Raw genomic sequence first — 23,330 nt, 5'->3', positions numbered from 1 at the left:
AACCCGCATGATCGAACTCACCGTGGCCGACGGCGTCGCCGAGGTCGTGCTGAACGCGCCCGAGAAGCTCAACTCGCTCGACGAGGCGGCACTCGCCGAACTCTCGTCGGTGTACGCCGAGGTCGAGCGGCTCGCCGGCAGCGGCGAGGTGCGGGCGCTCGTGCTGCGCGGCGAGGGACGCGCGTTCTGCGCGGGCCGCGACATCTCGGGCGTCGACCCCCGTGAGGACGACGTGCAGGGCTACCTCGGCGGCATCGTCGAGCCGCTCCTGCAGCGCATGGCCGAACTCCCCGTGCCGACGTTCGCCATCGCGCACGGTGCGTGCCTCGGCGTCGGACTCGGCCTCCTCATCGCGAGCGACATCGTCTACGTCGCCGACACCGCGAAGATTGGCTCGCCGTTCGCGAACCTCGGCGCAACGCTCGACTCGGGCGGCCACGCCCTCTTCGTCGAGCGGCTCGGCGCGCACCGCACGATGGACCTCATCGTCAGCGGCCGGCTCATGACGGGTGCCGAGGCGGTCTCGGCGGGCCTGTTCTCGCAGGTCTTCGGCGCCGACGAGGTGCTGGATGCCACCCGCTCCGCGGCGGCCCGGGCGGCGCAGGGAGCGACGCAGGCGTTCGTCGCCTCGAAGCGGCTCGTGGCCTCGCTCCGCGACGAACGCCTCGGCCTCTGGGCCTCGATGGCCGAGGAGAACCGCGCGCAGGCCGCGCTCTGCGACACCGCCGACTACCGCGAGGGCTTCGCGGCCTTCCAGGAGAAGCGCAAGCCCGAGTTCACCGGGCGGGGCTGAGCCCGGGGACCGCGACGAAGCGCGCGATCGCCCCGACGATCACGGGCTGTGGATGACTCGTCGTCGTGCCGCTCGCACCGGCTAGGCTGGCGCGACGTACGTCGAGCTGGGGGGACCGTGGCTGATCTCACGATCGAGCAATCGGCGCTGATCGAGTTGACCGGCGACCTCGAACGCGCGGCCGAGCTCATCGAACACCGTCGGGCGGTCGCCGACTGCGACGGTGCGGCGTTCGGATCCGCGCTCGTCGAGTCGGCCGTCGCTGAGACGGTCTCGCTGCTCGAGGTGCGTCGTGCGGTCGTCGAACGCACGCTGCTCGACCTCGCGGCGCATCCCGCCCGCGTGCTCGACGACTTCGCCGACCTCGACGCGGCGATCGCGGGCGGCGTCTGATGGCGTGGAGCTGGCAGGATCCGGGTGCGGGCGCACCCGAGCGGATCCGCGAGGCCGCGGGCGTTCGAACCGACGCTGCGAGCGATGCCCGCGAGTCCCGGCTGCACCTCACCTCGGCTGAAGGCGTCGCCGACGATGCATGGGCTGGTGCCGCCAAGCGGGCATTCACCACTCGGGTCGTTGCCGCAGCACCGGAGCTGCGGCTCCTCGCAGAGGGGTGGAGCGAACAGGGGAGAGTCCTCGACGGCTATGCCGAAGCGCTCGCCGTGCTGCGCGAGCGGCAGGCCTCGATCGAACGGGAGCGGATCGGCAACGATGACGAGATCGGCCGGCTCTACGTCGAGCTCGCCCAGGCCTCCTCGGATGAGGCCCTCATGCTGAAGGATCCGGTGCTGTACGCCGGCTGGGAGCGCAACCGCGACGACGTCCGGTGGCGTCTCGACCGCGCGGAGGATCGGCATGCCGAGCTCGCGGCGAAGTGGAACCGACTCGTGATCGATCGTGAGGATCTCGACCGCGCGACGGTCGCGGCGCTGACCGCGAGGGAGATCGTCGGCGGACTCTGGGGCTTCGGCGGGACCGCCGCGGCACCGAGGGGCCGAGCACTGCTCGACCGGCTGGCCCGACTGTCGGAGACCGAGCTCAAGATCCTCTTCGAGCGCCACCCCGAACTGCTCGCCGAAGCGGAGCGGAACGATCCCGCGACGGTCGCCGACTGGTGGGGCTCGCTCGATGACGGTCAGCGGACCGCCCTCTTCGCCGGTGCGTCCGTGTTCGTGGGCGCGCTCAACGGGCTGCCCATCCTCGTCCGGGTGGCGGCCAACCGGAGGAACGCCGCGACCATCCTCGACGAGTCGCGACAGCGGCTGGCCGCGTTGGACGAACGGCGCGAGCTGCGCGGGAGAGTGCCGCACGGCGGGCGCAACGAGGAGCGGACGCTGCTGGAGCAGCAGATCGCCTACCTCGAGCAGGTCGTCGCCGGGGACATCCAGCTCTACCTCTACCAGCCGGAGAACGACCGCATCATCGAGATGCTCGGCGACCCGACCACCGCGAGGCGGGTAATGTCGTTCATGCCCGGGACGAATGCCAGCCTCGAGCTGATGTACGCCGGCCTCGTCGACCCGAGCGACCCGTATCGATCCGGATCCCAGCAGGAGTTCGCCGCGTGGCAGGTCGCGAACAGCGGAGGCGACCTTCTCGGGTTCGTGTTCAAGGACGGCACCTTCCCGCAGCTCGAGGGGCTGGCGTGGAACGGCCCGCAGCTGAACGGCGCCGCCGACACGATCGGCGCGAACTACGCCGCGTTCCATCAGGGCCTCGATGCGACCGGGGTCGGCGATCTGCCGGTGGTCAGCATCGAGCACAGCTTCGGCTCCGCGCCCGCGGGCGAAGCCGAGGCGGTGGTCGCGTTCGACACCAGGGTGCTCCTGGCTCCGATCGGGATGAAGGCAGGTTGGGAGGCGAACCCCGAGACGGAGTACTTCGTCTACGCCGCAGAGGACGACATCAACAAGCTGTTCTACGGGGTCCACGTGCCGGTGCCGGTGCTCGACGGACTCGGCTACGGCGTCGCTCCCGACTCGGGTGGAGCCCTCGAGATCCGTGACAGCGGGATCGTCGGCGAGAATGAACTCGGGAAGGTGCTCAGCGGTGGACTCGTGGGCGGCATCTGGGCCGGCGCCGACTCGGTCGCCCATCACAACCAGATCATCTCGTCGGCGAACAACGGTCGGGTCCTCTACGGTGTCGCCGATCACCTGAACGGAGCAAGATGACGAAGGTCCGCCGCACTCGATGGGCGCTCATCCTTTCGGTGCTCACGGTCGTCGTCACCGCGGGCTGCGCGCAGCTCCCGCCGTACGAGACGGCGAGAGACGAGGCGCGCGACGACATGCAGGCCGTGGTCGACCTCCTGCCGGACGGCGCCGTCGAGCGGTTGGAGGATCCGATTCCGAGGGGATTCGTCTCCTGCGGCGACGCCAGGCAGTACACCGGCCGTTGGCTCGTCTACCTCACCGATCCGGCGGGCATCGAGGCCATCGCCCATGACCTGCGCAACGATGTCGGCGCCGCGGGGTTCGTCGAGGACGAGACGCTCGACAACCGTGACGACCGATTCGCGACTCGTCGCGGGGGAGACGACTCCGCCCCGCTCGTCGGTGTGAGCGTCGATGAGGATCTCGACGGGACCAGCTACCTCGAGGTGATGGGGTTCGCCCGGTGCAGCCAAGCCCCCGACGAGGCGGAGTGAGCGCCGATCCGATGTCGGGACCGAGCACTCCCGCATGACCGAGCCCACTGAGCGGATCGGGCCGACGCGCGCGGGCGAGCCGATCGACGGGGGTCGCTTCTCGGTGCCCGCGAAAGCGGGCGTCGATTCGACGTCGAGCCGGAATCGACCGCCGAACGTCGCCGACCTGGTCGTGACCATCGTGCTGCTCGTGCCCTTGGGAATTCTCACCCTCGTCGGCATGCTGTTCGGCCTGCTCATGCTCGGGGCGGCCTCGTGCTACTCGTCGTGCAACCCGGGTCTCGTCGCCGTCGGTGCGCTGTTCGGTGCCGTCGTCCCGATCGTCGTCGGCGTGCTCGGCTTCGTCTTCGCGGTGCGGCGGCTGCGCACGCGGCAGACCGCGTTCTGGGTGCCGCTCGTCGCCCTCACCGGCATCGTGTTCGTCTTCCTGCTCGGCCAGGGCATCGCCGCGGCCGGGGTCGGATAGATCTCGAGCGGTTCGCCGCGGTCGCCCGTCAACCGGCCGGGTGCTCGTCGTGCTCGGCGATGTCGCGCGCGAGGTCGTCCTCGATGAGCAGGTCGCGACGCACGTGATCGGTGCGGTAGGCCGAGCGACCGAGCATGTGGGCGGTCATCGGCTGGGTGAGCAGCTGGAACGTCATGATCACGATGACGGTCGAGATGACGCCCCACGTCGGCGCGCGCAGCGCGATCGCGAGCAGCACGGTCGCAAGGCCCAGCACCTGCGGCTTCGTCGCGGCGTGCAGCCGAGTCAGCACATCGGGGAACCGCACGATGCCGATGCCCGCCGCCATCGACAGGAACGCGCTCACGAGGATGAGCAGACCGACGACGATCTCGGTGGCGCTCACGAGGCATCCTGTTTCGCCATGAAGCGTGCGATGGAGATCGAGCCGACGACCGCGAACATCGCGAGCACGAGCAGCACGACGAGCGTGTCGGTGTGCCGGTTGATCGCCATCTCGGCGCCGAGCGCGCACATCGCGATCGCGAGCAGCACGTCGGTCGCGAGGGCTCGGTCGAGGATCGACGGCCCCTTGATGATGCGCACGACCGCGGCGATCGCGCCGATGCCGAACATGAGGCCGGCGAGGATCGAGACGAGGGTGAGGAAGGTCACGGGGTGCCTCCGTTCTGGTCGGATGGCCCGTGGTGCATGTCGGCGTGGCTCGCCGTGCGCTCGCCCGCGCGACGCGCCCGACGCTCGGCCCGCACCACCTCGGCCTGCTCGTGCGTGCCGATCGCGAGCACGATGCGCTCCTCGGTGCCGAGCACCTGGCGGTGGGTGCGGTCGATGTCGGTCTGCGTGCGCGTCCCGAGCGCGTGCAGGTAGAGCAGGCCGCGCTCGCGGTCGATGTCGACGACGACGGTGCCCGGCACGACCGAGATCGCCTCGGCCGTGAGGGTCGTCACGAGGTCGGAGCGGGTGTGCAGCTGCACGACGATGATCGAGTTCATCGGCTTCCACCACGGCCAGATCGAGAACGCCGCCACCTGGAGCGAGGCGAAGACCACGTCGACCATCATGCGCAGCCCGAGCAGCAGGCCGCGCCACGGGTTGAAGCGGCCGCTGAGCAGCACGGGCGGCAGGTACAGGGCGCGGGTCACCGCGATCGCGAGCACCAGTCCGGTGACGATGCTGAGCGCGTCGATGTGGTCCCAGAGCAGCAGCCAGAGCACGAGCAGGGCGACGAGGAGCGGCAGCTGCCGCCAGACCGAGCGCCACCGCGAGACCGGTTCGGACGTGTGGGTCATCGCACCCCCTCGGGGAAGACGATCGAGACGTACACCGACGGGTCGCTGAGCCCCTCGGCCGCGCGCCCCGCGAGGTCGAACAGGGGGCCTGCGAACACGGTGAGGCACACGGTCACCGCGACGAGCGAGGCGGTCGCGACGACCATGAGCACCGGGGTGGTGCGGGTCGCCGTGACGGTCGCGCCCTCAGGGGCCTCGAGCACCGAGCCGAGCAGCACCGACTCGTAGCCCTCGAGCTCGTCGCGCCCGCGCCAGAACGCCATGTTCCAGAAGCGGGTGAGCGCGTAGAGGGTGATGAGCGAGGTCGCGGCGCCTGCCGCGATGACGACCCAGATGAGCCAGGCGGGGCCCGACGAGGCATCCGCCCCGGTGCCCTGGGCGCCCGCGAGGAAGAGGCCCGCCTTGCCGAGGAACCCCGAGAACGGCGGGATGCCGCCGAGGTTCATCGCCGGGATGAAGAAGAGCACCGCGAGCAGCGGCGAGGCCTTGAGCAGGCCCGCCAGGCGTGTGATCGACGTCGCCCCGCCGAAGCGCTCGATGAGTCCGGTGGTGAGGAACAGCGCGGTCTGCACCGTGATGTGGTGCACGACGTAGTAGATCGTGGCCGTCAGCCCGATCACGCTCGAGAGGCCGATGCCGAAGATCATGTACCCGATGTGGCTCACGAGGGTGAACGAGAGCAGTCGCTTGATGTCGGCCTGGGTCAGCGCGCCGAGGATGCCGATGAGCATCGTCAGCCCGCCGATCACGAGCAGCAGGGTCGAGACGTCGCTCTCGACGAAGAGCACCGTCTCGGTGCGGATGATCGCGTAGACGCCGACCTTCGTGAGCAGGCCCGCGAACACCGCCGTCACGGGGGCGGGCGCCGTCGGGTACGAGTCGGGCAGCCAGAACGACAGCGGGAACACGGCCGCTTTGATGCCGAACGCCATGAGCAGCAGCAGGTGCAGGATGAGCTGCACGTCTTGCGGCAGCTCGGCGAGCCGCACCGAGAGCTGGGCGATGTTGGCCGTGCCCGTCGCGCCGTAGATGAGCGCGATCGCCGAGAGGAAGAACAGCGAGGAGACGAGGCTCGTGATGATGTAGGTGACGCCCGAGCGGATGCGCTCGCCCGTGCCGCCGAGGGTCAGCAGCACGTAGCTCGCCGCGAGCAGGATCTCGAAGCCGACGTAGAGGTTGAACAGGTCGCCCGCGATGAAGGCGTTGAACACGCCCGCCGACAGGATCAGGTAGCTCGGGTGGAAGATCGAGACCGGCGTCTCGCGATGCTGGTCGGCGATGCCCTGGCCGACCGAGTACACGAGCACGACGAGCAGCATGATGGCCGAGATCACGAGCATGATCGCCGACAGCCGGTCGACGACGAGCGTGATGCCCCACGGGGCGTCCCACGCGCCGAGGTAGACGACGGCGGGCCCGGTCGTGTCGACCGCGACGAGCAGCACCGCCGCGATGACGGTGACCGCGGCGAGCACGGTGACGCCGACCGCCATCTGCGCGCGCCGGTGGCGACCGAGGATGAGCGCGGTCGCGGCGCCGAGGAGCGGCAGGAGCACGACGAGGGGGACGAGCACGGCGGTCATCGGCGGGCCTCCTCGTCGTCGGCGTCACGGGTGGATGCCTCGCGCTCGAGTTCGTCGTCGAGCTCGTCGAACTCCTCGTCGCTCGCGTCGATGAGGGACTGGATCGCCTCGTCGTCGGCGGCGGAGGAGCGGATGAGGTCGGCGGTCTCCTCGGCGTCCTCGGCGAGCTCCGCCTCGTCGTCGACGAGGTCGCCCTTCGCCCCGAGCTTCGCGAGCCACCAGGAGCGGTAGATCAGCGCGAGCATGAACGCCGTGATGCCGAGGTTGATGACGATCGCGGTGAGCACGAACGCCTGGGGGAGCGGGTCGGAGATCTCGCCCTCGTCGACGCCCTCGCCGAGGATCGGCGCGAGTCCGGGGGTGCCGCTCATCAGGTACATCAGGATGTTCACCGCGTTGCCGACGAGCAGGAACCCGATGAGCACGCGGGTGAGGCTGCGCTCGAGCATCACCGAGATGCCGGCGCCGAAGAGCACGGCCATGAGGATGACGAGGGTGAGCGATGCGGTCATGCCGGGGCCCCCTCGCGGTCGGCTGCGGTGGGGTCGGCGGCCTCGGGGTCGCCCTCGGTCTCCTCCTGGTGGCGGTCGACCTCGGCACCGAGCGAGCGGAGGATGTCGAGCACGAGGCCCACGACGACGAGGTACACGCCGATGTCGAAGAGCGTCGAGGTGCCGATCGAGAGGTGCCCGAGCACCGGGACGTCGGTCTCGAACCAGGTCGACTCGAAGGCGGTGAGGCCGAACAGCAGCGAGGACGCTGCGGTGCCCGCGGCGAGCAGGAGCCCAGTGCCGAGCAGGCGCCCGGCGTCGACCGGGGCGGCCTCGCCCAGTTCGTACCGACCGCCGGCGAGGTAGCGGGCCACCAGGGCGAGCCCCGCGAGCAGGCCGCCGGCGAAGCCGCCGCCCGGCGCGTTGTGCCCGACGAAGAGCAGGAACACCGACACGATGATCGCCGGGTGGAAGAGGAGGCGCACGAGCACCTCGATGAGGATCGAGCGGTTGCGGGGCGAGAGCGTGCGACCGGCGAGCAGCCAGGTCTGGCGATGCTCGTGGGCCTCGGCTGCGGCATCGGTCTCGTCGTCGACCTCGGCCAGGCGCGGCTTCGCCGCACGGATCGACGAGGCCGGCTCGAGCACGGGCTGCAGCCGGTTGCGGCGGTCGGGCTGTTCGTCGAGTCGCGGGGCGCCGCCGGTGCGGCCGGAGACGAAGATGAGGCTCGCCACACCGGTCGCGACGGCGACGAGCACCGAGATCTCGCCGAGCGTGTCCCACGCGCGGATGTCGACGAGCATGACGTTCACGATGTTCTTGCCGTGGGCCTCGATGCTGAGCGCCGGAAGGCCCTCGGCGATCGTGGGCTCGATGCGGGCGCCGAGCGCGACGAGGCCGATGACGCCCATCACGAGGCCCGCGAGCACGCCGATCACGGCGCGGGTCGCGCGGCCGAGCGCGGTCGGGTGCACGGCGCTCTGCTTCGGCAGACGACGCAGCACGAGCACGAACACGACGATCGTGATCGTCTCGACGAGCGCCTGGGTGAGCGCGAGGTCGGGCGCCCCAGACATGCCGAACAGCAGCACGAGGCCGTAGCCCGTGACGCCGACGAGGAGCACCGAGGTCACGCGGCGGCGCACGATCGCGGCGGCGACGGCGGCGATCGCCATGATGAACGCGATGAACGGCTGGGCGGGGTAGTCCCAGATCCGCACGCCGTCGGGCCAGGAGGCGTTGAGGATCGCAGCGGTGCCGAGCCCGCCGATGAAGACCACCATGATGATCGCGAGGTAGCCCGCGAGCCCGCGCACCTGGAATGCGGTGGTCACCCGGGCGGCGAGGCGGTCGACGAACGACACGATGCCGAGGTACCCGCGCGCCGAGTCGAGCGCGGGCGGCACGGCCGCCTGCATGCGGGCGACCCGCTGCCGGCCCCAGACGAGCAGCGCGGCGAGGGCGAACACGGCGGCCGACAGGGCGAGCGCCGGCTCGAGGCCGTGCCAGAGCGCCAGGTGGTACTCGTGCCCGCCCGGCAGCTCGTCGGCGTAGGCCGCGAGGAGCGGTTCGATGAGCGGCACGGCGAAGGCGAACACGACGGATGCCCCGGCCAGGAGCGCCGGCGCGATGCCGATCGCGGCGCCTTCGCGGTGCAGCGGGGTTGGCGCGACCTCCGCCTTGGTGAAGAACGCGCCCCAGACGAACCGCACCGTGTACGCGACGGTGAGCACCGAGCCGAGGAACGCGGCGACCAGGGCGATCCATCCCCACGTGTCGCCGGCGAGCGCCGCCTCGAGCTCGGCGGTGAAGACCGCCTCCTTCGCGACGAAGCCGAGGAGGGGCGGCAGGCCCGCCATCGAGGCGGCCGCGACGAACGCGATCGTGGCGATCACCGGCATCCGGCGGCCGAGACCCGAGAGCTTGCGCCAGTCGCGGGTGCCCGCCGCGTGGTCGACGATGCCGACGACGAGGAACAGGGTGGCCTTGAACAGGGCGTGCGCGAGCAGCAGCGCGACGCCGGCGAGTGCCGCGTCACGGGTGCCGAAGCCCGTCACCATCACGAGGAAGCCGAGCTGGCTGACCGTGCCGTAGGCGAGCAGGAGTTTGAGGTCGTACTGGCGCAGCGCACGCCAACCGCCGACGAGCATCGTGAGCCCGCCGAGGCCGATGACGATGGGATGCCACACCTCGAGCTCGGCGTAGCCGGGGGCGAGGCGCGCGACGAGGTACACGCCGGCCTTCACCATTGCTGCGGCGTGCAGGTAGGCGCTCACCGGGGTCGGCGCGGCCATCGCGGCCGGCAGCCAGAAGTGGAAGGGCACGAGGGCGCTCTTCGAGACCGCGCCGAGGAGGACGAGGGCGATCGCCCACTCGCCGGCCGCACCCGTCACCGGGTTGGCGACGAGCTCCGCGAGGCTCGTCGTGCCGCCCTCGACGGCGAGGATGACGAGGCCGACCAGCATCGCGAGCCCGCCGAAGGTCGTCACCGTGAGCGCCTGCAGCGCCGCACCGCGGCTCTCCTTCCGGCCCGTGTAGTGGCCGATCAGGAGGTACGAGAGCACGCTCGTCGCCTCCCAGAAGGTGAACATGATGAAGACGTCGTCGGCCGTGACGAGACCGAACATCACCCCGGCGAAGGCGAGCAGCAGCGCGGCGAAGCGGCCGAGCGCGGGCTCGTCGTCGGCGAAGTAGTTCATGCAGTAGAGCAGCACGAGCGCGCCGATGCCGGTCACGATCAGGGCGAGCAGCAGTGCGAGGGCGTCGAGGCGGAAGCTCAGCGCGATGTCGAGCGCGGGGATCCACTCGACGGTCTCGACGACCGGGGTGCCGGCGAGGACGCCGGGGAGCCAGGTGAGGAGGAGGACGAACACCGCGGCCGGGAGCAGGGCGATGACGGCGAAGACGCGTCGGCCGAGGACGCGTGTGAGCAGAGGGGTGACGATGGCGAGGGCGCCGAAGAGGGCGAGGCAGAAGATCATTCACCCTCCTCGCGCTCGCACCGTCCGTCCGCTCAGTTTACTTGGCGTCGCGTTTGCGACGACGGCGCGTCATATGCCGAGAGCGGAATCGGATCTGCGGTGTGGGATGCAGGTCGGGTGGCGTCGACGCGCAGAAGCGGGTTCGCGGCCTGCCTGCTTGTTGCCGCTGCAGTGACGCTGAGCGCTTTATCCCGAACCGCTAAAGCCGAATAAAGCTTGAAAGCGGGCGCCTGCTCCGGCCTGGTTCAGCGTCGGATGATGCGCCGCTCGATCGCCGCGGCCACGGCGCCCGCGCGGGTGTCGACGCCGAGCTTCGTGTAGATGTGCGAGAGGTGCGACTTCACCGTCGCCTCCGAGACGAGCAGTTCCTTCGCCATCTCGCGGTTGCCGAGGCCCTGCGCGAGCAGCTCGAGCACGGCGACCTCGCGCTCGGTGACCACCGGGCCCGGTGAGGCGGCACGACGCACGAGCGTGGCGGCGACCGAGGGGGCGAGCACCGTCTCGCCGCGCGCGGTCGCGCGGATGCCGGCGAACAGCTCGGCCGCCGGGGCATCCTTCAGCAGGTAGCCGCTCGCGCCGGCGTCGAGGGCGCGCAGGATGTCGGACTCGGTCGCGTAGGTGGTGAGCACCAGCACGCGGGGCGGCTCGGCGGCGGCTCGCAGCTCGGCCGTGACCGCGGCGCCGCCGGGGCCGTCGCCGAGGTCGAGGTCCATCAGCACGACGTCGGGGCGCGTGGCCGCGACGACCGATCGCGCGCTCACGAGGTCGCGGGCCTCGCCGACGACCTCGAGGTCGTCGGTGCCCGTGATGAGGGCGGCGAGCCCGGCGCGCACGACGGGATGGTCGTCGACGAGGACGATGCGCACGCTCATGACGCCTCCAGCGGCAGCTCGACCGACACCGTCGTCCCGTCGCCGGGGGCGCTCTCGACCGAGGCCCGGCCGCCGAGACCGGCCGCGCGATCGCGGATGCCCTGCAGTCCCCGACCGCGGCCGCCTCGCGCACGATCCGCGTCTCCGCCCGGCTTGTGCGTCTCGCCCCCGAGCGCCTCCACGTCGAAGCCGAGCCCGTCATCGCGGATGTCGAGCCGGACCTCGTCGGGCAAGTAGGTGAGGCTCACCGCCACGTGGCGGGCCTCGGCGTGCTCGACCGCGTTCGCGAGGGCGCCGCGGGCCGAGCGCAGGAGCGCGCCCGCCACGTCGGCCGGCAGCCGGACGGCGTCGCCGTGCACGTGCAGCCGCACCTCGGGGCCGCCGGCGGGGCCGTTCGTCTCGTCGACGAGGCGGCGGAGCGCCACGGGCAGCGCCTGCCCGGTGCCGTCGTCGGCGAGCTCGACCGGCGGCAGGTCGTGCACGACCCGGCGCACCTCGGCGAGTCCGTCGCGCGCCGTCGCGGCCGCCATCTCGACGTGGTCGTGGGCGAGGTCGGGTCGCCGCTGCCAGTCTTGCTCGGTCGCCGCGAGCAGCAACGTGATGCTCGCGAGCCGCTGCCCGACCGAGTCGTGGATCTCGCGCGAGAGCCGCTCGCGCTCGGCGAGCGCGCCGGCGCGGTGCTGCGCGGCGAGCAGTTCGTCCTGCGCGTCGGTGAGTTCGTCGAGCAGCCGCTGCCGTGCGGCCGACTCGCGCTGGAGCGCCCGGTAGACGAGCACGGTGACGACCGCGATGCCGACGGGGCCCACGATGACCGTCGGGTCGACGCCGTCGGCGATGCGGAGCTCGGCCACCGTGACGAGCGCCGTCATGAGCACGACGACCACCACGGCGCCGCGGAAGGGCAGCACCTGCAGCACGGCGAAGCCGAGCGGCACGGCGCACCAGGCGAACGAGGGCGCCGCGAGGGTGAGCAGCGCCCACAGCACCGTGACCGTCACCACCCACGCGGTCGGCCACCACGAGCGGGTCGGCAGCAGGGGGCGCACCGAGTACGCGACCGCCAGCAGCGCGGCGCCCGCGAGCACGAGCACCCCGTCGGCGCCGAGCCCATGCCGTTCGAGATACCGCACGGCCGAGGTCGCGAGCAGGGCGAGGAACACGATCTGCAACCAGCGGTCGAGGCTGGCGACGGGCGCGAGGATGCCCCGGATGCCGGTGCGGTCGGAGACGGACATGATCGCCAAGCCTAGGCACGGGCCATGTGCGAGGGCATCATCCGATCGGCTATCCAAGTGCAGCCGATCGCCCGACGCCCGCGCCTGGTCGCTCGCCGAGGCTGGAAGCACACGTCGAGAACCGGCGTGCCAGAGACGAGGGAAACCATGAAGCGCACCATCGCCATCGCACTCGCCGCGGCGGGTCTCACCGCCGGCATCACCACGGCGGGCCTCACCACCGCACCCGAGGAGGCCTCGGCCCGCGACCACGGCCGTCCCGACCGCTACACGGTGCCGGGCGACGCCGCGGGCTCGCGGTTCGAGGGCATCGGGGTCGACGAGCGCCGCGGCCTGTTCTACGTCAGCGAGGTCACGGGCGGCGAGATCCACCGCGGCGACGCGAAGCACGCGCAGGCTGAGGAGTGGCTCGCGGGCGACGGCACCGACGGGCGCTACACCGCGCGCGGCGTCACCGTCGACCGGGCCGGCAACGTCTACATCGCCGGCGGCCCGAACGGCATCGGCAACCCCGACCGCCCCGACCTGTGGGTCTACGACGCGGACGGCGAGCTGCTCGCCGCGCTCCGCGTGCCCGGCACGCCCGACGCGTTCCTCAACGACGTCGCGATCGGGGCCGACGGCGCCGCGTACTTCACCAACTCGAACGACCCGCAGATCTTCCGAGTCGCCCAGCAGGGCGGCACCTGGCAGGCCGAGCTGTGGGCCGACGCCACCGGCACCGTCGAGCGCGCGGCCGGGTTCAACCTCGGCGGCATCGTGCTCTCGGCCGACCGCAGCGCCTTCGTCGTGGCGCAGGGCAACACCGGGCAGCTCTGGCGCTTCGGCACCGCCGACGGCTGGGTCTCCGAGATCGACACCCGCGGTGCCGACCTCGTGAACGCCGACGGCCTCGTGCGCCAGGGCAACCGGCTCACGGTCATCCGCAACTTCTCGAAGATGGTCGCGACCATGCGGGTCTCGGCCGACGGCGACGCGGTGCATCGCGTCGAGCAGCGGGCGAGCGACCCCGACCGCGTGTACACGACCGCGAAGATGCTGAACGGCCGCCTGCTCGCCGTCGACAGCAAGTTCGACGAGCAGCCCGCGGCCTCAGGCCCGTACGACATCGTCGGTTCGCCGTGGGGATGACCCGGGGTGGCCGCCGCAGCGCCGTCGCGATCGTCGCGGCGGCGCTGCTGCTCACCGGCTGCGCGAGCGCGGCGGCCGGGCCGAGTGCCGCCGACCCGCCGCGGCCCGGCTCCGCGTCACCGTCCGCCCCGTCACGAGAGGATGTCACCATGACCGAGACCCCCGCCCCCGTGCTCCCCGACCCCGACGGCACCCTGCTCAGCGCCGCGGCCGCCGGCGATGCCGCGACCGTCTCCCTCGCCATCCGGGCGGGCGCCGCGCTCGAGGCGCGCGACGGTCGCGAGCGCACGGCCCTGCTGCTCGCCTCCGCGGCCGATCACGTCGAGGCCGCGAGCGTGCTCGTCGCGGCGGGCGCCGACCCCGATGCGCTCGACGACCAGCGCGACACGCCCTGGCTCGTCACCGGGGTCACCGGAAGCGTCGCGATGGCCGAGGTGCTGCTCGCCGCCGAGCCCGACTTCACGATCGTGAACCGCTACGGCGGCATCTCGATCATCCCCGCAGGCGAGCGCGGCCACGTCGAGTACCTGGAGCGGGTGCTGCAGACCGACATCGACGTCGACCACGTCAACGACCTCGGCTGGACGGCGCTGCTCGAGGCCGTCATCCTCGGCGACGGCGGTCCGCGCCACCAGGAGACCGTACGGGTGCTGCTCGAGGGCGGCGCCGACCGGTCGATCGCCGATCGCAACGGCGTCACCGCGCTCGAGCACGCTCGCGCGAGCGGCTACGACGAGATCGTCGCCCTGCTCGACTGAGACATGAACGGGGCAACAGAGAGGGATGCTGCACGGTCGGCGTCATGCAGGATGGGGTGATGCCGATCCTCATCCAGCACGACGAACTCTTCGACCGCCTCACGGCCGAACGCTTCGCCGCGGATCGCGGGACCACCGCCGCGACCCGCACGGTCGTCCTCGACGTGCGCTGGTCGCTCGCCGAGCCCGACGGCACCGCCGCCTACTGGGACGGCCACATCCCCGGCGCGGTCTACGTCGACCTCGACCGGCAGCTCGCCGACCACGACGTCGTCGGCGAGGGCCGCCACCCGCTGCCGAGCGAGGCCGCGTTCACCGAGGCGATGCGGAGCTGGGGCATCCGCGAGGGCGACACCGTCGTCGTCACCGACGACCTCGGCAACCAGTCGGCCGCGCGGGCCTGGTGGCTGCTGCGTCACGCCGGCGTCGCCGACGTGCGGATGCTCGACGGGGCGCTCGCCGCATGGCGGGCTGCGGGGCATCCCCTCGACAGGGGCTGGGTCTCGCCCGAGCCGGGCGACGTGACCGCGCACTTCGGCGGCATGCCGGTGATCGACGCCGACACGGCGGCCGCGCTGCCCGGCGGGGGAGTGCTGTTCGATGCCCGGGCAGCCGAGCGCTATCGCGGCGAGGTCGAGCCGATCGACCCGCGGGCCGGACACATCCCCGGCGCCCGATCCGCGCCGAGCAGCGGCAACCTCGACGCGAGCGGCCGGTTCCTGCCCGCCGACGCGCTCCGCGAACGCTTCGCGGCACTCGGCGCCGAGCCCGGTACCGCCGTCGGCGCCTACTGCGGATCGGGTGTGACTGCCGCCCACGCCGTCGCCGCGCTCGCGATCGCCGGCATCGACGCCGCGCTCTTCCCGGGCTCGTGGAGCCAGTGGTCGCGCGAGGACGGTCGCCCCGTGGCGACCGGACCCGACGCCTGACTCAGCCCGCCCTGAAGCCGACGGCCACGAGCGTCGTCAGGTCGACCGAACGCACTTCGCGCGCCTCGAGACCCGCGAGGTAGCGGCCGCGCACCGCCTCGAGCTCGTCGTCGTCGAGCCCGACGAGGAACGCGCGCAACCCCGTGCCCGTCACGAGCGACCATGCGAGCCCGTCATCGAGGTCGAGGTGGCGGCGCACGATCTCGGCGCGCACCCGCACGAGGCCGAGCGCCATGAGCCACTGCGCGAGCGCGCCCGGCGTGTCGACGTCGCTGATCGTCGGCGACGCGGCGCCGCCCTGCAGCCGCAGCGCCAGATCGGCGGGCAGCGCCGTCGCGAGCACCTCGGGCACCGGCTCGAGCGCGCCGCGCGCCCACACCGTGACGGCCACGCGCCCGCCCGGCTTCGCCCGCTCGACGAGATGCCGGGCGCCGGCGTCGAGGTCGTCGAAGAAGTGCACGCCGAGCACGCATTGCACGAGGTCGTAGCCCGTCGGCTCCCACTCCGTGGCGTCGGCGACGTGGAGCCGCAGCTGCGGCAGATGATCGCCGGCACGTGCCCGCGCGATCTCGACGAGGCCGGCCGTCAGGTCGACCGCGTCGACGACGCCGCCGGGGCCGACGAGCTCGGCCGTCGGCAGCGCCGAGGCGCCGTCGCCCGAGCACGCGTCGAGCACCAGCTCGTCGAAGCGCGGCCTCGACCGGGCCACCGTCGCCGTCGAGATCGGATTCCAGACCGCCTCGTCGAGTTCGGCGTAGGACTCGGCCCCCGCCGTGAACCCCCCGACGAAATCAGGCTCGCTCGTCGTCTCCCCCATGCGGCCATTCTGGCCCCTGATCGGCCGGAATCGTGGGATTCAGGCAATCGAAAGCCGAACGGTGCAGACTGGGTGCACTGCATCACGTCCTCCGATCGAATCGAGTCACCCCCATGAATCGTGCCCTGCGCCGTGGCGCGCCCCTCGCGCTCGCCACCGCGGCCGCCCTGCTCCTCGCCGGTTGCGCGAGCGGCGGCAGCCCCGAGGCATCCGAGACCCCCGCCGCCGCCGACTGCATGGACGTCGAGTCCGGCGCCCTCAGCGACGGCGTGAAGGTCGAGGGCGAGTTCTCGGGTTCGCCGACCGCGACCTTCACCACGCCGCTCGAGACCGAGGAGCTCCAGCGCTCGATCGCCATCGAGGGCGACGGCGACACGACCGAGGCCGGCCAGAAGATCAACGCCGTCGTGACGCTCTACTCGGGCGCCTCGGGCGACCAGCTCCTCTCCCAGCCGGCCCAGATCACGGCGGGCGACGAGACCGTGTTCGACGCGTTCCGCGTGGGCATCGACTGCGTGCCGCTCGGCTCGCGCACCGTCACGGTCGCTCCCGCATCGGCCCTCTACGACGGCCAGGGCAACGAGCAGATCGGCCTCGCGGCCGACGAGGACGTCGTCATCGTCGTCGACGTCGTCGAGGTGCAGGAGCCGCTGAAGCCCGCCGAGTGGACCGAGAACGTGCCCGAGGTGAAGTTCGGCGCCGAGGGCGAGGCCCCGACGGTCACCCTGCCGAAGGTCGACGCGCCGACCGAGCTGCAGATGAAGGTGCTCGAAGAGGGCGACGGCGCCACCGTCGGCGAGGGCGACAGCGTCACCGTGCAGTACCAGGGCATCAGCTGGGACAGCGGCGAGATCTTCGACCAGAGCTACACCCGCGGCGAGCCCTCGACGTTCACGACCGACGGCGTCATCCAGGGCTTCGGCGCCGCGCTCGTCGGCCAGAAGGTCGGCACGAAGCTCATCGTCGTGATCCCGCCGGAGTACGCCTACGGCACCGACCCCGCCGCGCACGACCTCGGCGGACAGACGCTCGTGTTCCTCGTCGAGATCGAGGACACCGCGCCCGCAGGGCAGTAGTCGACTACGGGAAGGGCCGGATGCCGAGAGGCATCCGGCCCTTCGTCATCGTCGTCGAGTCGCAGGGGGAAGCACTCGAGTGCGCGAAGCCCGTCGGCGTGCCGACCGGATGCTCCGTCGACTCACCGGGCCTGCGTGCCTGCCGGACGGGCGGGCGGTTCAGCGGCCCCAGGTCGCCCAGACGATGATCGCGCTCACCGCGACGAAGCCCGCGACGAACAGCGTGTCGCGCACGCGCCACGGGCTCTGGAACCGCTCGGTGCGGGTGGCGTGGGCGCCGAAGGCGCGGGCATCCATCGCGAGGGCGACCCGTTCGGCGTGCCGGATCGCCGAGGCGAGCAGCGGCACGGCCGTGCCGAACGCCCGGCGGGTGGCCGCGATCGGGCCGCGGCCGCGCACGGTGCCGCGCACGCGGTGCGCCGCCCGGATGATCTCGAGTTCGTGCCCGAACCGCGGCACGAAGCGCAGCGCCGCGAGCGCCGTGTAGCCGATGCGGTACGGCACGCGGAGGTTCTGCACCATCGCGCGCACGAACTCGGGACCGGTCGAGGTCATGCCGGCCATGAGCGAGAGCAGCAGGATGGCGAGGATGCGCAGGCCCGTCGTGAACCCGACGAGGTAGGCGGCGAGCGTGAAGCTCCAGTCGCCGATCGAGAACAGCACGGTGGAGGTCGCCGGGCCCGAGAGGCTCGCGGGGTCGACCCACACGCCGAAGCTGAGGCCGAGCACGACCGCTGCGAGCGGGGTGCCGATGAGGAGCGCCGCGACGACCCGGCCCGGGAGCCGGGCGCCGACGAGCAGCACGAGGAGTGCGAGCACGATGAACGCGAACGGCAGCAGGAGATCGCGGCTGAACACGACCACGAGCATTGCGGGCAGCGGGGCGGCGAGCTTCGCGAGGGGGTTCAGCGTCGCGAGCAGGCCGCGCCGGGGCGCGCTCGGGTCTGCAGGGCGCGTGCCCGTGTTCGTGTTCGTCAGCGGCGCCGTCGCGCCGGCCTTGCCGCTCACCGCGGCCCTCCCGAGGCGACCGGCAGCTGCGACATGCGGGTCACGGCGCGCCACTCGGGGTGGTGCTCGAGGCCGCGCGTCGCACGCGCGAGGGGCGGATGCCGCAGCCCGGCCTGCTCGATGAGGGGGCCGGCGAGCACCTCCGCCGTCGGGCCGGCGCCGAGGAGGCGCCCGCCCTGCATGACCGCGAGCCGCGTCGCGTAGTCGGCAACGAGCTGCAGGTCGTGGGTCACGACGAGCACCGTCGTGCCCTCGTCGTTGAGCGAGCGCAGCATGTCGAGCAGCTCGGCCGCGCGGGCGCGGTCCTGGCCGAACGTGGGTTCGTCGAGGGCGAGCACCGGGGCGCCCGCCACGAGCGCGGTGCCCACCGAGAGTCGGCGCTTCTGCCCGCCCGAGAGCAGGAAGGGGTGCTGCTCGGCGAGCTCCTCGAGGCCGAACCGGCGAAGCATCCGGTCGCACGACTCGGTCACCTCGGCGTCGCCGAGTCCCTGCAGCCTGAGCCCCTGCTCGAGCTCCTCGCGCGCCGAGCCCGCGATGAACTGGTGCTCGGGGTTCTGGAAGACGAAGCCGACTCGGCGCGCGCGTTCGCGAGCGTCGGCTCGGGCCGGGTCGATCCCGAGCGTCTCGATCGTGCCGCGGGGCGCTTCGACGACACCGGCGAGCGCCTGCAGCAGTGAGGTCTTGCCGGCGCCGTTCGTGCCGACGATCGCGAGGAACTCGCCCGCCTGGATCTCGAGGTCGACGTCGCGCACGACCACGGGGCCGCGGCGGCCTCCGCGCCGCACCGAGAGCCCGTGCGCACGGATCACGGGAGCGCCCTGCGCGGGGACCGCGCCCGTGGTGGTCGTGAGCGACGGGGTCGGCGCGAGCGCGGTCGACCGCACGGGGGAGGAGGCGCTGAGCGGCGGCGGCAGGCTCGGCAGGGCGTCGAGCGCGGCCGCGAGCTCGGCAGGGGTGAGCGGGAGGGGTCCGATCGGCACGCCCGCATCGCGCAGGCGCATCGCCGCGAGCGTCGAGACCGGCAGCCAGACGCCGAGGGCGGCGAGCTCGTCGGCGCGCTCGCGCAGCGTCTCGCGGGCGGGCCCGTCGATCACGAGACGGCCTTCGGCGTCGAGCACGATCACCCGGTCGACGAGGTCGACGGCCGCATCGAGGTTGTGCTCGACGAGCACGATCGCGTGATCGTCGTCGTCGGCGAGTTCGCGGAGCACGGCGTACACCTCGTCGATGCCCGCGGGGTCGAGGTTCGCGGTCGGTTCGTCGAGCACGAGCACGGGCGCGGCCATCGCGAGGGCGCACGCGATGGCGAGTCGCTGCCGCCCGCCGCCCGAGAGCGTGTCGGGGTTCTCGGTGCGGCGATCCCAGAGGCCGACGAGCTTCAGCGCGCGTTCGGCGCGCGCGAGCACCTCGGATGCCTCGACGAGCTGGTTCTCGGGCGCGAAGCACACCTCGTCGAGCACGCTGCCGGTGACGATCTGCGAATCCGGGTCCTGGAACACCATCGCCACGTGCTCGCTCAGCACACCGACCGGATGCTCGCGGCTGTCGAGGCCCGCGACCCGCACCGAGCCCTCGAGCTCGGCCGGCACGGCGTGCGGCACGAGGCCGTCGAGCGCGAGCGCCAGCGTCGACTTGCCGCACCCGCTCGGACCCAGGACGAGCAGCACCTCGCCGGGCGCGATGTCGAACGACACCTCGGCGGGCGTCGGCCGGGCGGCGCCCTCGTGGCGGATGCTCACGCGGTCGAGCTCGATGATGGGCGGAGTGGGCATGACAGGCCTGGGTCGTGGGTCGGGCGGACGGCTCGCGACGCGGCATCCGTGGGGCTTAGGAAAGCCTAACCTCGCGAACGGTCGGTTCCCGGCGCCCACGACGGCGACGAGCGGGAATACCCCGGTCAGCCCTGATGTTGTGTCTATGTTCGGGCGTGGAGCCTCCACGCCGGAAGGAGGAGAACGTGGGCATCAGCTATGTCGAGTTCGAGGACGAAGCCGGGATCCTGCGTCGCTATCGCAAGCACGCGAACGGTCGTGGCCTCGTCGCCACCACCGCCAAGGTCGACCCGAGCGCGTTCGTCGACCCGACGGCCTACGTCGATCCCGGCGCCGAAGTGCAACGCGGCGTCCAGATCGGCCCGGGCGGCTGGATCGAGGGCGACGCGATCGTCGCCGAACGCGCCGTGATCGGCGTGAACGCCCACGTCGGGCGACGCGCCGTCGTCGGCCGGAACGCCGTCATCGGGCCGTACGCGACCGTCGGCACCGGCGCGAAGGTGCAGAACGGGGCCCGCGTGCCCCGCGAGACGACCATCGCCGACGGCGACGTCTACCAGGCCTCGACGGAGGACCTGCGCCGGCTCGGCCTCGCGGCCTGAGCCGTTCGCACCCGGAAGCCCGACCGCGCACGCGGCCGGGCTTCTTCGTTCTCCGGAACTACTCGGCGAGTGCGCCCGCCAGCAGCTCGAGCGTCCGCTCGCGACCCGGCGTGCGGTCGAGCGGCTCGGACGCCCATGATCCGGCGATCGGCGCCACCATGATCTCGTCGATGCCGTGGCGGTCGGCGAGCTTCCGCAGCTCCGAGGCCGCGCCCACGGCATCCGCGATCACCCAACGGCGCTCCATCGCGGTGATGAGCTCCGACGCCTGCGTGTCGGCGGGCGCCGCCTGCGCCTCGTCGATCGTCTCGAGCGGCCGCATCGGCCGGCCGAGCTGGAGCCTGGCCATCGAGCGCAGCTGGGGCAGTGCCCGAGCGCGGGCTTCGTCGAGGGTCGGCGCGACCGAGGCGTTCACTGTGAGGAACGTCTCGGGCTCGGGGTGCGCCTCGCTCGGGCGGTAGCCCGTGCGGTAGAGCTCGAGCGCGCGCTCGAGCCCCTGGCCCGAGAAGTGGTTCGCGAAGACGTACGGCAGGCCGAGTTCGGCGGCGAGCTTCGCCGAGTAGTCGCTCGAGCCGAGCAGCCAGAGCGGCGGCACGGCCGAAGCCGCCGGCGTCGCGGTGATCGGGTACTCGCGCCCGCTCGTCAGGCGCAGCGTCGCGCCGTCGGGCGAGAGCAGCGAGAGGATGTCGGCGAGGTGGTCGGGGAAGCGGTCGACCTCGGCCGTCGGGCCAGAGATGCGCAGGAGTTGCGTGATCACCGGGTCGCTGCCGGGTGCGCGGCCGATGCCGAGGTCGATGCGGCCCGGGGCGAGCGCCTCGAGCGCGGCGAACTGCTCGGCGACGACGAGCGGCGCGTGGTTCGGCAGCATCACGCCGCCCGATCCCACGCGGATGCGCTCGGTCTGCGCGGCGATCGACGCGATCAGCACCGGCGGCGTCGTCGAGGCGACAGCCGGCATGTTGTGGTGCTCGGCGAACCAGTAGCGGGTGAAGCCCAGCCGGTCGGCGAGCTGCGCCAGGCGAACGGATGCCGCGACGGCACCTCGACTCGACTGATCACTGCGAACCGGAACGAGGTCGAGCACGGACAGGCGCGGCGAGATGTTCATCCCTTCCGGCAACCGCCGCGCGGCATCCGGTATTCCGTCGGAAGGTCGCGCGGGGGGCGCGCGGAACCCTCGCGACTGAGGGAATCCCCTGAGCCGATCGGAGGGATGGCACGGGTGACCGGGGCTTCTCCGCGTCGTTGGATGGGTTCTCGTCGCGAGTGCTGCATCCATCGATGCGGCCGCCGGGCCGGTTCACGAACCGAGGCAACCGGCCCGCGAGCATCAACCTGAAAGGAACCACCCGTGAACACCCCTGTGCCTTCCGCCGCCGTGGCCGACGCCGCGGTGGCCGACTTCGTGCTCCAGCAGCACGCTCCCGACATCGCCACGCTCTCGCTCCGCGAGGCGCTCGCCCTGCTCGACGAGCAGCTGGCCGGGCGCGTGCACCTGTCGGGCGACCCCGACTGGGACGACGCCCGCGCCGCCTGGAACCTCGACGTCGACCAGCGCCCCGCGGTCGTCGTCACCGCCCGCTCGACCGAGGACCTCGTGCGCACCGTCGGGTTCGGCGCCCGCTACGGGCTCGCCGTCGCCCCGCAGGGCACCGGTCACAACGCCGGACCCCTCGCGGCCGACAACGGGCTCGCCGATGCGATCCTGCTCCGCACCCACGAACTGCGCGGCGTCGAGATCGACGTCGAGCGTCGCACCGCCCGGGTCGAGGCCGGCGCGCTCTGGGGCGACGTGGTCGCCGCCGCGGCACCGCACGGGCTCGCCGCGCTCGCCGGATCGTCGCACGACGTCGGCGTGGTCGGCTACACCCTCGGCGGCGGCGTCAGCTGGCTCGCCCGCACGCACGGACTCGCGGCGAACCAGGTGCTCGCCGTCGAGATCGTGACCGCCGACGGACGGCTCCGCCGCGTCGACGAGGAGCACGACTCGGAGCTGTTCTGGGCGGTGCGCGGCGGGGGTGGCGACTTCGGCGTCGTGACGGCGCTCGAGTTCCGCCTGTTCCCGATCACCGAGGTCGTCGCGGGCATGCTGCTCTGGCCGGCCGAGCGCGCCGACGAGGTCGCCGCGGCCTGGGCCGACTGGACCAACACGGTGCCCGACGCGGTGCAGAGCGTGGTGCGCATCATGCACCTGCCGCCGCTGCCCGAGCTGCCGCCGTTCCTCTCGGGTCGCTCGGTCGTGATCGTCGAGGCCGTCGTGCTCGACTCGCCGGCCCGGGCCGACGAACTGCTCGCCCCGCTGCGGGCGCTGGCCCCCGAGCTCGACACCGTGCACCCGCAGTCGCCCGCCGAACTGCTCGCGCTGCACATGGACCCGCCCGGGCCCGTGCCGGGGCGCGGCGACGGCATGATGCTCCGCGAACTGCCGCCGGCAGCGGTACGCGCCTTCGTCGGGGCGGTCGGTGCCGACTCGGGCACCGCCCTCCTCTCGACCGAGATCCGCCACCTCGGCGGTGCGGTCGAGCCCGACGCGGCCGTGCAGCGCGCGGCGGACCTCGGACTGCCCGTACCCGGGGCCACCGCCGGCTTCGAGGCGAACTACCTCGTGTTCGCCGGGGCCATGGCGATGCCGGGCGCCGACGAGGCGATCGCCCGCTCGCTCGGCCGCCTGTTCTCGCAGATCGAGCCGTGGCGCGCGCCGGAGGAGTACCTGAACTTCGCCGAGCAGCGTCGCGACGCCACGCGGTTCTTCGGCGGCCGGCTGGCCCGCCTGCGGGCGCTGAAGCGGGCGGTCGACCCGACCCGCGTCATCCGCTCGAACCACCCCGTGGGGTGACGGCCCGCTATTCGGGTCCCGACCCGCGGATCTCGCAGATGGGG

General features: G+C 72.4%; 21 protein-coding genes and 2 pseudogenes. 10 read left to right on the top strand and 13 right to left on the bottom strand.

The window, feature by feature from the left end; all coding sequences use genetic code 11:
* The first annotated feature begins 7 nt into the window (after positions 1 to 7).
* Together ACFVTR_RS08125 and ACFVTR_RS08120 are read left to right on the top strand one after the other, a co-directional pair.
* Positions 8 to 793 carry an enoyl-CoA hydratase/isomerase family protein gene (locus ACFVTR_RS08125; protein ID WP_387036306.1) on the top strand — a complete coding sequence of 262 codons (786 nt, stop codon included), beginning with the start codon at positions 8 to 10 and terminating at the stop codon, positions 791 to 793.
* 117 nt (positions 794 to 910) lie between these two features.
* Positions 911 to 1,186: a hypothetical protein gene (locus ACFVTR_RS08120; RefSeq protein ID WP_387036304.1), complete on the top strand. Its 276-nt coding sequence runs from the start codon at positions 911 to 913 to the stop codon at positions 1,184 to 1,186.
* 165 nt (positions 1,187 to 1,351) lie between these two features.
* Here ACFVTR_RS08120 and ACFVTR_RS08115 read toward each other — a convergent pair.
* A pseudogene (locus tag ACFVTR_RS08115) lies at positions 1,352 to 1,477 on the bottom strand (hypothetical protein); the annotation flags it as partial.
* Between the two features lie 1,483 nt (positions 1,478 to 2,960).
* Here ACFVTR_RS08115 and ACFVTR_RS08110 point away from each other — a divergent pair.
* Positions 2,961 to 3,440, top strand: a complete 480-nt coding sequence (locus tag ACFVTR_RS08110) for a hypothetical protein (RefSeq protein WP_387036302.1) — start codon at positions 2,961 to 2,963, stop codon at positions 3,438 to 3,440.
* Between the two features lie 13 nt (positions 3,441 to 3,453).
* Positions 3,454 to 3,906: pseudogene (locus tag ACFVTR_RS08105) on the top strand (DUF6264 family protein); the annotation flags it as partial.
* Between the two features lie 28 nt (positions 3,907 to 3,934).
* Here ACFVTR_RS08105 and mnhG read toward each other — a convergent pair.
* From mnhG to ACFVTR_RS08065, 8 genes are all read right to left on the bottom strand, one after another.
* A complete protein-coding gene (mnhG, locus tag ACFVTR_RS08100) occupies positions 3,935 to 4,291 on the bottom strand; it encodes a monovalent cation/H(+) antiporter subunit G (RefSeq protein WP_387036300.1) in 357 nt (118 codons plus the stop codon).
* Positions 4,288 to 4,560 (bottom strand): monovalent cation/H+ antiporter complex subunit F, encoded by a 273-nt coding sequence (locus ACFVTR_RS08095; protein ID WP_026378455.1) that lies wholly within the window; start codon positions 4,558 to 4,560, stop codon positions 4,288 to 4,290. Before ACFVTR_RS08095 ends, mnhG begins: the two co-directional genes overlap by 4 nt.
* A complete protein-coding gene (locus ACFVTR_RS08090; RefSeq protein ID WP_387036298.1) occupies positions 4,557 to 5,195 on the bottom strand; it encodes a Na+/H+ antiporter subunit E in 639 nt (212 codons plus the stop codon). Before ACFVTR_RS08090 ends, ACFVTR_RS08095 begins: the two co-directional genes overlap by 4 nt.
* On the bottom strand, positions 5,192 to 6,778 hold the full coding sequence (locus ACFVTR_RS08085) for a Na+/H+ antiporter subunit D (protein ID WP_376943600.1): 1,587 nt from the start codon (positions 6,776 to 6,778) through the stop codon (positions 5,192 to 5,194). The genes ACFVTR_RS08090 and ACFVTR_RS08085 overlap by 4 nt, the downstream gene beginning before the upstream one ends.
* A complete protein-coding gene (locus ACFVTR_RS08080) occupies positions 6,775 to 7,290 on the bottom strand; it encodes a sodium:proton antiporter (protein WP_387036296.1) in 516 nt (171 codons plus the stop codon). The genes ACFVTR_RS08085 and ACFVTR_RS08080 overlap by 4 nt, the downstream gene beginning before the upstream one ends.
* A complete protein-coding gene (locus tag ACFVTR_RS08075; protein WP_387036294.1) occupies positions 7,287 to 10,250 on the bottom strand; it encodes a Na+/H+ antiporter subunit A in 2,964 nt (987 codons plus the stop codon). The genes ACFVTR_RS08080 and ACFVTR_RS08075 overlap by 4 nt, the downstream gene beginning before the upstream one ends.
* Before the next feature lie 245 nt (positions 10,251 to 10,495).
* Positions 10,496 to 11,122 (bottom strand): response regulator, encoded by a 627-nt coding sequence (locus ACFVTR_RS08070; RefSeq protein WP_387036292.1) that lies wholly within the window; start codon positions 11,120 to 11,122, stop codon positions 10,496 to 10,498.
* A complete protein-coding gene (locus tag ACFVTR_RS08065; protein ID WP_387036290.1) occupies positions 11,119 to 12,357 on the bottom strand; it encodes a sensor histidine kinase in 1,239 nt (412 codons plus the stop codon). Before ACFVTR_RS08065 ends, ACFVTR_RS08070 begins: the two co-directional genes overlap by 4 nt.
* 147 nt (positions 12,358 to 12,504) lie before the next feature.
* Between ACFVTR_RS08065 and ACFVTR_RS08060 the strand changes: the two genes are divergently transcribed.
* From ACFVTR_RS08060 to ACFVTR_RS08050, 3 genes are all read left to right on the top strand, one after another.
* Positions 12,505 to 13,488, top strand: coding sequence for an SMP-30/gluconolactonase/LRE family protein (locus ACFVTR_RS08060; protein ID WP_387036289.1), 984 nt, complete (start codon positions 12,505 to 12,507; stop codon positions 13,486 to 13,488).
* Positions 13,489 to 13,637: 149 nt separating this feature from the next.
* A complete protein-coding gene (locus ACFVTR_RS08055; RefSeq protein WP_387036287.1) occupies positions 13,638 to 14,246 on the top strand; it encodes an ankyrin repeat domain-containing protein in 609 nt (202 codons plus the stop codon).
* Between the two features lie 59 nt (positions 14,247 to 14,305).
* The gene (locus tag ACFVTR_RS08050; protein ID WP_387036286.1) at positions 14,306 to 15,175 is read left to right on the top strand and encodes a sulfurtransferase; all 870 of its coding nucleotides are present in this window, start codon (positions 14,306 to 14,308) and stop codon (positions 15,173 to 15,175) included.
* A 1-nt stretch (position 15,176) separates the two neighbouring features.
* On the opposite strand, the gene ACFVTR_RS08045 is transcribed toward ACFVTR_RS08050, so the two are convergent.
* On the bottom strand, positions 15,177 to 15,992 hold the full coding sequence (locus ACFVTR_RS08045; RefSeq protein ID WP_387036284.1) for a class I SAM-dependent methyltransferase: 816 nt from the start codon (positions 15,990 to 15,992) through the stop codon (positions 15,177 to 15,179).
* 113 nt (positions 15,993 to 16,105) lie between these two features.
* Here ACFVTR_RS08045 and ACFVTR_RS08040 point away from each other — a divergent pair, with 113 nt between their 5' ends.
* Positions 16,106 to 17,068 (top strand): FKBP-type peptidyl-prolyl cis-trans isomerase, encoded by a 963-nt coding sequence (locus tag ACFVTR_RS08040; RefSeq protein ID WP_387036282.1) that lies wholly within the window; start codon positions 16,106 to 16,108, stop codon positions 17,066 to 17,068.
* Between the two features lie 159 nt (positions 17,069 to 17,227).
* Here ACFVTR_RS08040 and ACFVTR_RS08035 read toward each other — a convergent pair whose 3' ends face one another.
* Together ACFVTR_RS08035 and ACFVTR_RS08030 are read right to left on the bottom strand one after the other, a co-directional pair.
* Positions 17,228 to 18,076, bottom strand: coding sequence for an energy-coupling factor transporter transmembrane component T family protein (locus ACFVTR_RS08035; RefSeq protein ID WP_387036281.1), 849 nt, complete (start codon positions 18,074 to 18,076; stop codon positions 17,228 to 17,230).
* Positions 18,073 to 19,848 carry an ABC transporter ATP-binding protein gene (locus ACFVTR_RS08030; protein WP_387036279.1) on the bottom strand — a complete coding sequence of 592 codons (1,776 nt, stop codon included), beginning with the start codon at positions 19,846 to 19,848 and terminating at the stop codon, positions 18,073 to 18,075. The genes ACFVTR_RS08035 and ACFVTR_RS08030 overlap by 4 nt, the downstream gene beginning before the upstream one ends.
* 185 nt (positions 19,849 to 20,033) lie before the next feature.
* Here ACFVTR_RS08030 and ACFVTR_RS08025 point away from each other — a divergent pair, with 185 nt between their 5' ends.
* The gene (locus ACFVTR_RS08025; RefSeq protein WP_387036277.1) at positions 20,034 to 20,450 is read left to right on the top strand and encodes a transferase; all 417 of its coding nucleotides are present in this window, start codon (positions 20,034 to 20,036) and stop codon (positions 20,448 to 20,450) included.
* Positions 20,451 to 20,508: 58 nt separating this feature from the next.
* Here ACFVTR_RS08025 and ACFVTR_RS08020 read toward each other — a convergent pair whose 3' ends face one another.
* Complete coding sequence (locus tag ACFVTR_RS08020) at positions 20,509 to 21,558, bottom strand: LLM class flavin-dependent oxidoreductase (RefSeq protein ID WP_387036276.1); 1,050 nt, start codon at positions 21,556 to 21,558, stop codon at positions 20,509 to 20,511.
* A 243-nt stretch (positions 21,559 to 21,801) separates the two neighbouring features.
* Here ACFVTR_RS08020 and ACFVTR_RS08015 point away from each other — a divergent pair, with 243 nt between their 5' ends.
* Positions 21,802 to 23,286: an FAD-binding oxidoreductase gene (locus ACFVTR_RS08015; RefSeq protein ID WP_387036274.1), complete on the top strand. Its 1,485-nt coding sequence runs from the start codon at positions 21,802 to 21,804 to the stop codon at positions 23,284 to 23,286.
* The last annotated feature ends 44 nt before the right edge of the window (positions 23,287 to 23,330 follow it).

The organism is Agromyces sp. NPDC058126, from assembly GCF_042884595.1.
Lineage (GTDB): Bacteria > Actinomycetota > Actinomycetes > Actinomycetales > Microbacteriaceae > Agromyces.
This window is presented reverse-complemented; position numbering and strand designations above follow the sequence as displayed.

Coding starts and splice junctions, on each gene's coding strand:
- ACFVTR_RS08065 (WP_387036290.1), bottom strand. CDS start 12,357: ATGTCCGTCTCCGACCGCACCGGCATCCGGGGCATCCTCGCGCCCGTC.
- ACFVTR_RS08125 (WP_387036306.1), top strand. CDS start 8: ATGATCGAACTCACCGTGGCCGACGGCGTCGCCGAGGTCGTGCTGAAC.
- ACFVTR_RS08050 (WP_387036286.1), top strand. CDS start 14,306: ATGCCGATCCTCATCCAGCACGACGAACTCTTCGACCGCCTCACGGCC.
- ACFVTR_RS08085 (WP_376943600.1), bottom strand. CDS start 6,778: ATGACCGCCGTGCTCGTCCCCCTCGTCGTGCTCCTGCCGCTCCTCGGC.
- ACFVTR_RS08040 (WP_387036282.1), top strand. CDS start 16,106: ATGAATCGTGCCCTGCGCCGTGGCGCGCCCCTCGCGCTCGCCACCGCG.
- ACFVTR_RS08070 (WP_387036292.1), bottom strand. CDS start 11,122: ATGAGCGTGCGCATCGTCCTCGTCGACGACCATCCCGTCGTGCGCGCC.
- ACFVTR_RS08060 (WP_387036289.1), top strand. CDS start 12,505: ATGAAGCGCACCATCGCCATCGCACTCGCCGCGGCGGGTCTCACCGCC.
- ACFVTR_RS08055 (WP_387036287.1), top strand. CDS start 13,638: ATGACCGAGACCCCCGCCCCCGTGCTCCCCGACCCCGACGGCACCCTG.
- ACFVTR_RS08110 (WP_387036302.1), top strand. CDS start 2,961: ATGACGAAGGTCCGCCGCACTCGATGGGCGCTCATCCTTTCGGTGCTC.
- ACFVTR_RS08080 (WP_387036296.1), bottom strand. CDS start 7,290: ATGACCGCATCGCTCACCCTCGTCATCCTCATGGCCGTGCTCTTCGGC.
- ACFVTR_RS08020 (WP_387036276.1), bottom strand. CDS start 21,558: ATGAACATCTCGCCGCGCCTGTCCGTGCTCGACCTCGTTCCGGTTCGC.
- ACFVTR_RS08075 (WP_387036294.1), bottom strand. CDS start 10,250: ATGATCTTCTGCCTCGCCCTCTTCGGCGCCCTCGCCATCGTCACCCCT.
- ACFVTR_RS08090 (WP_387036298.1), bottom strand. CDS start 5,195: ATGACCCACACGTCCGAACCGGTCTCGCGGTGGCGCTCGGTCTGGCGG.
- ACFVTR_RS08045 (WP_387036284.1), bottom strand. CDS start 15,992: ATGGGGGAGACGACGAGCGAGCCTGATTTCGTCGGGGGGTTCACGGCG.
- ACFVTR_RS08030 (WP_387036279.1), bottom strand. CDS start 19,848: ATGCCCACTCCGCCCATCATCGAGCTCGACCGCGTGAGCATCCGCCAC.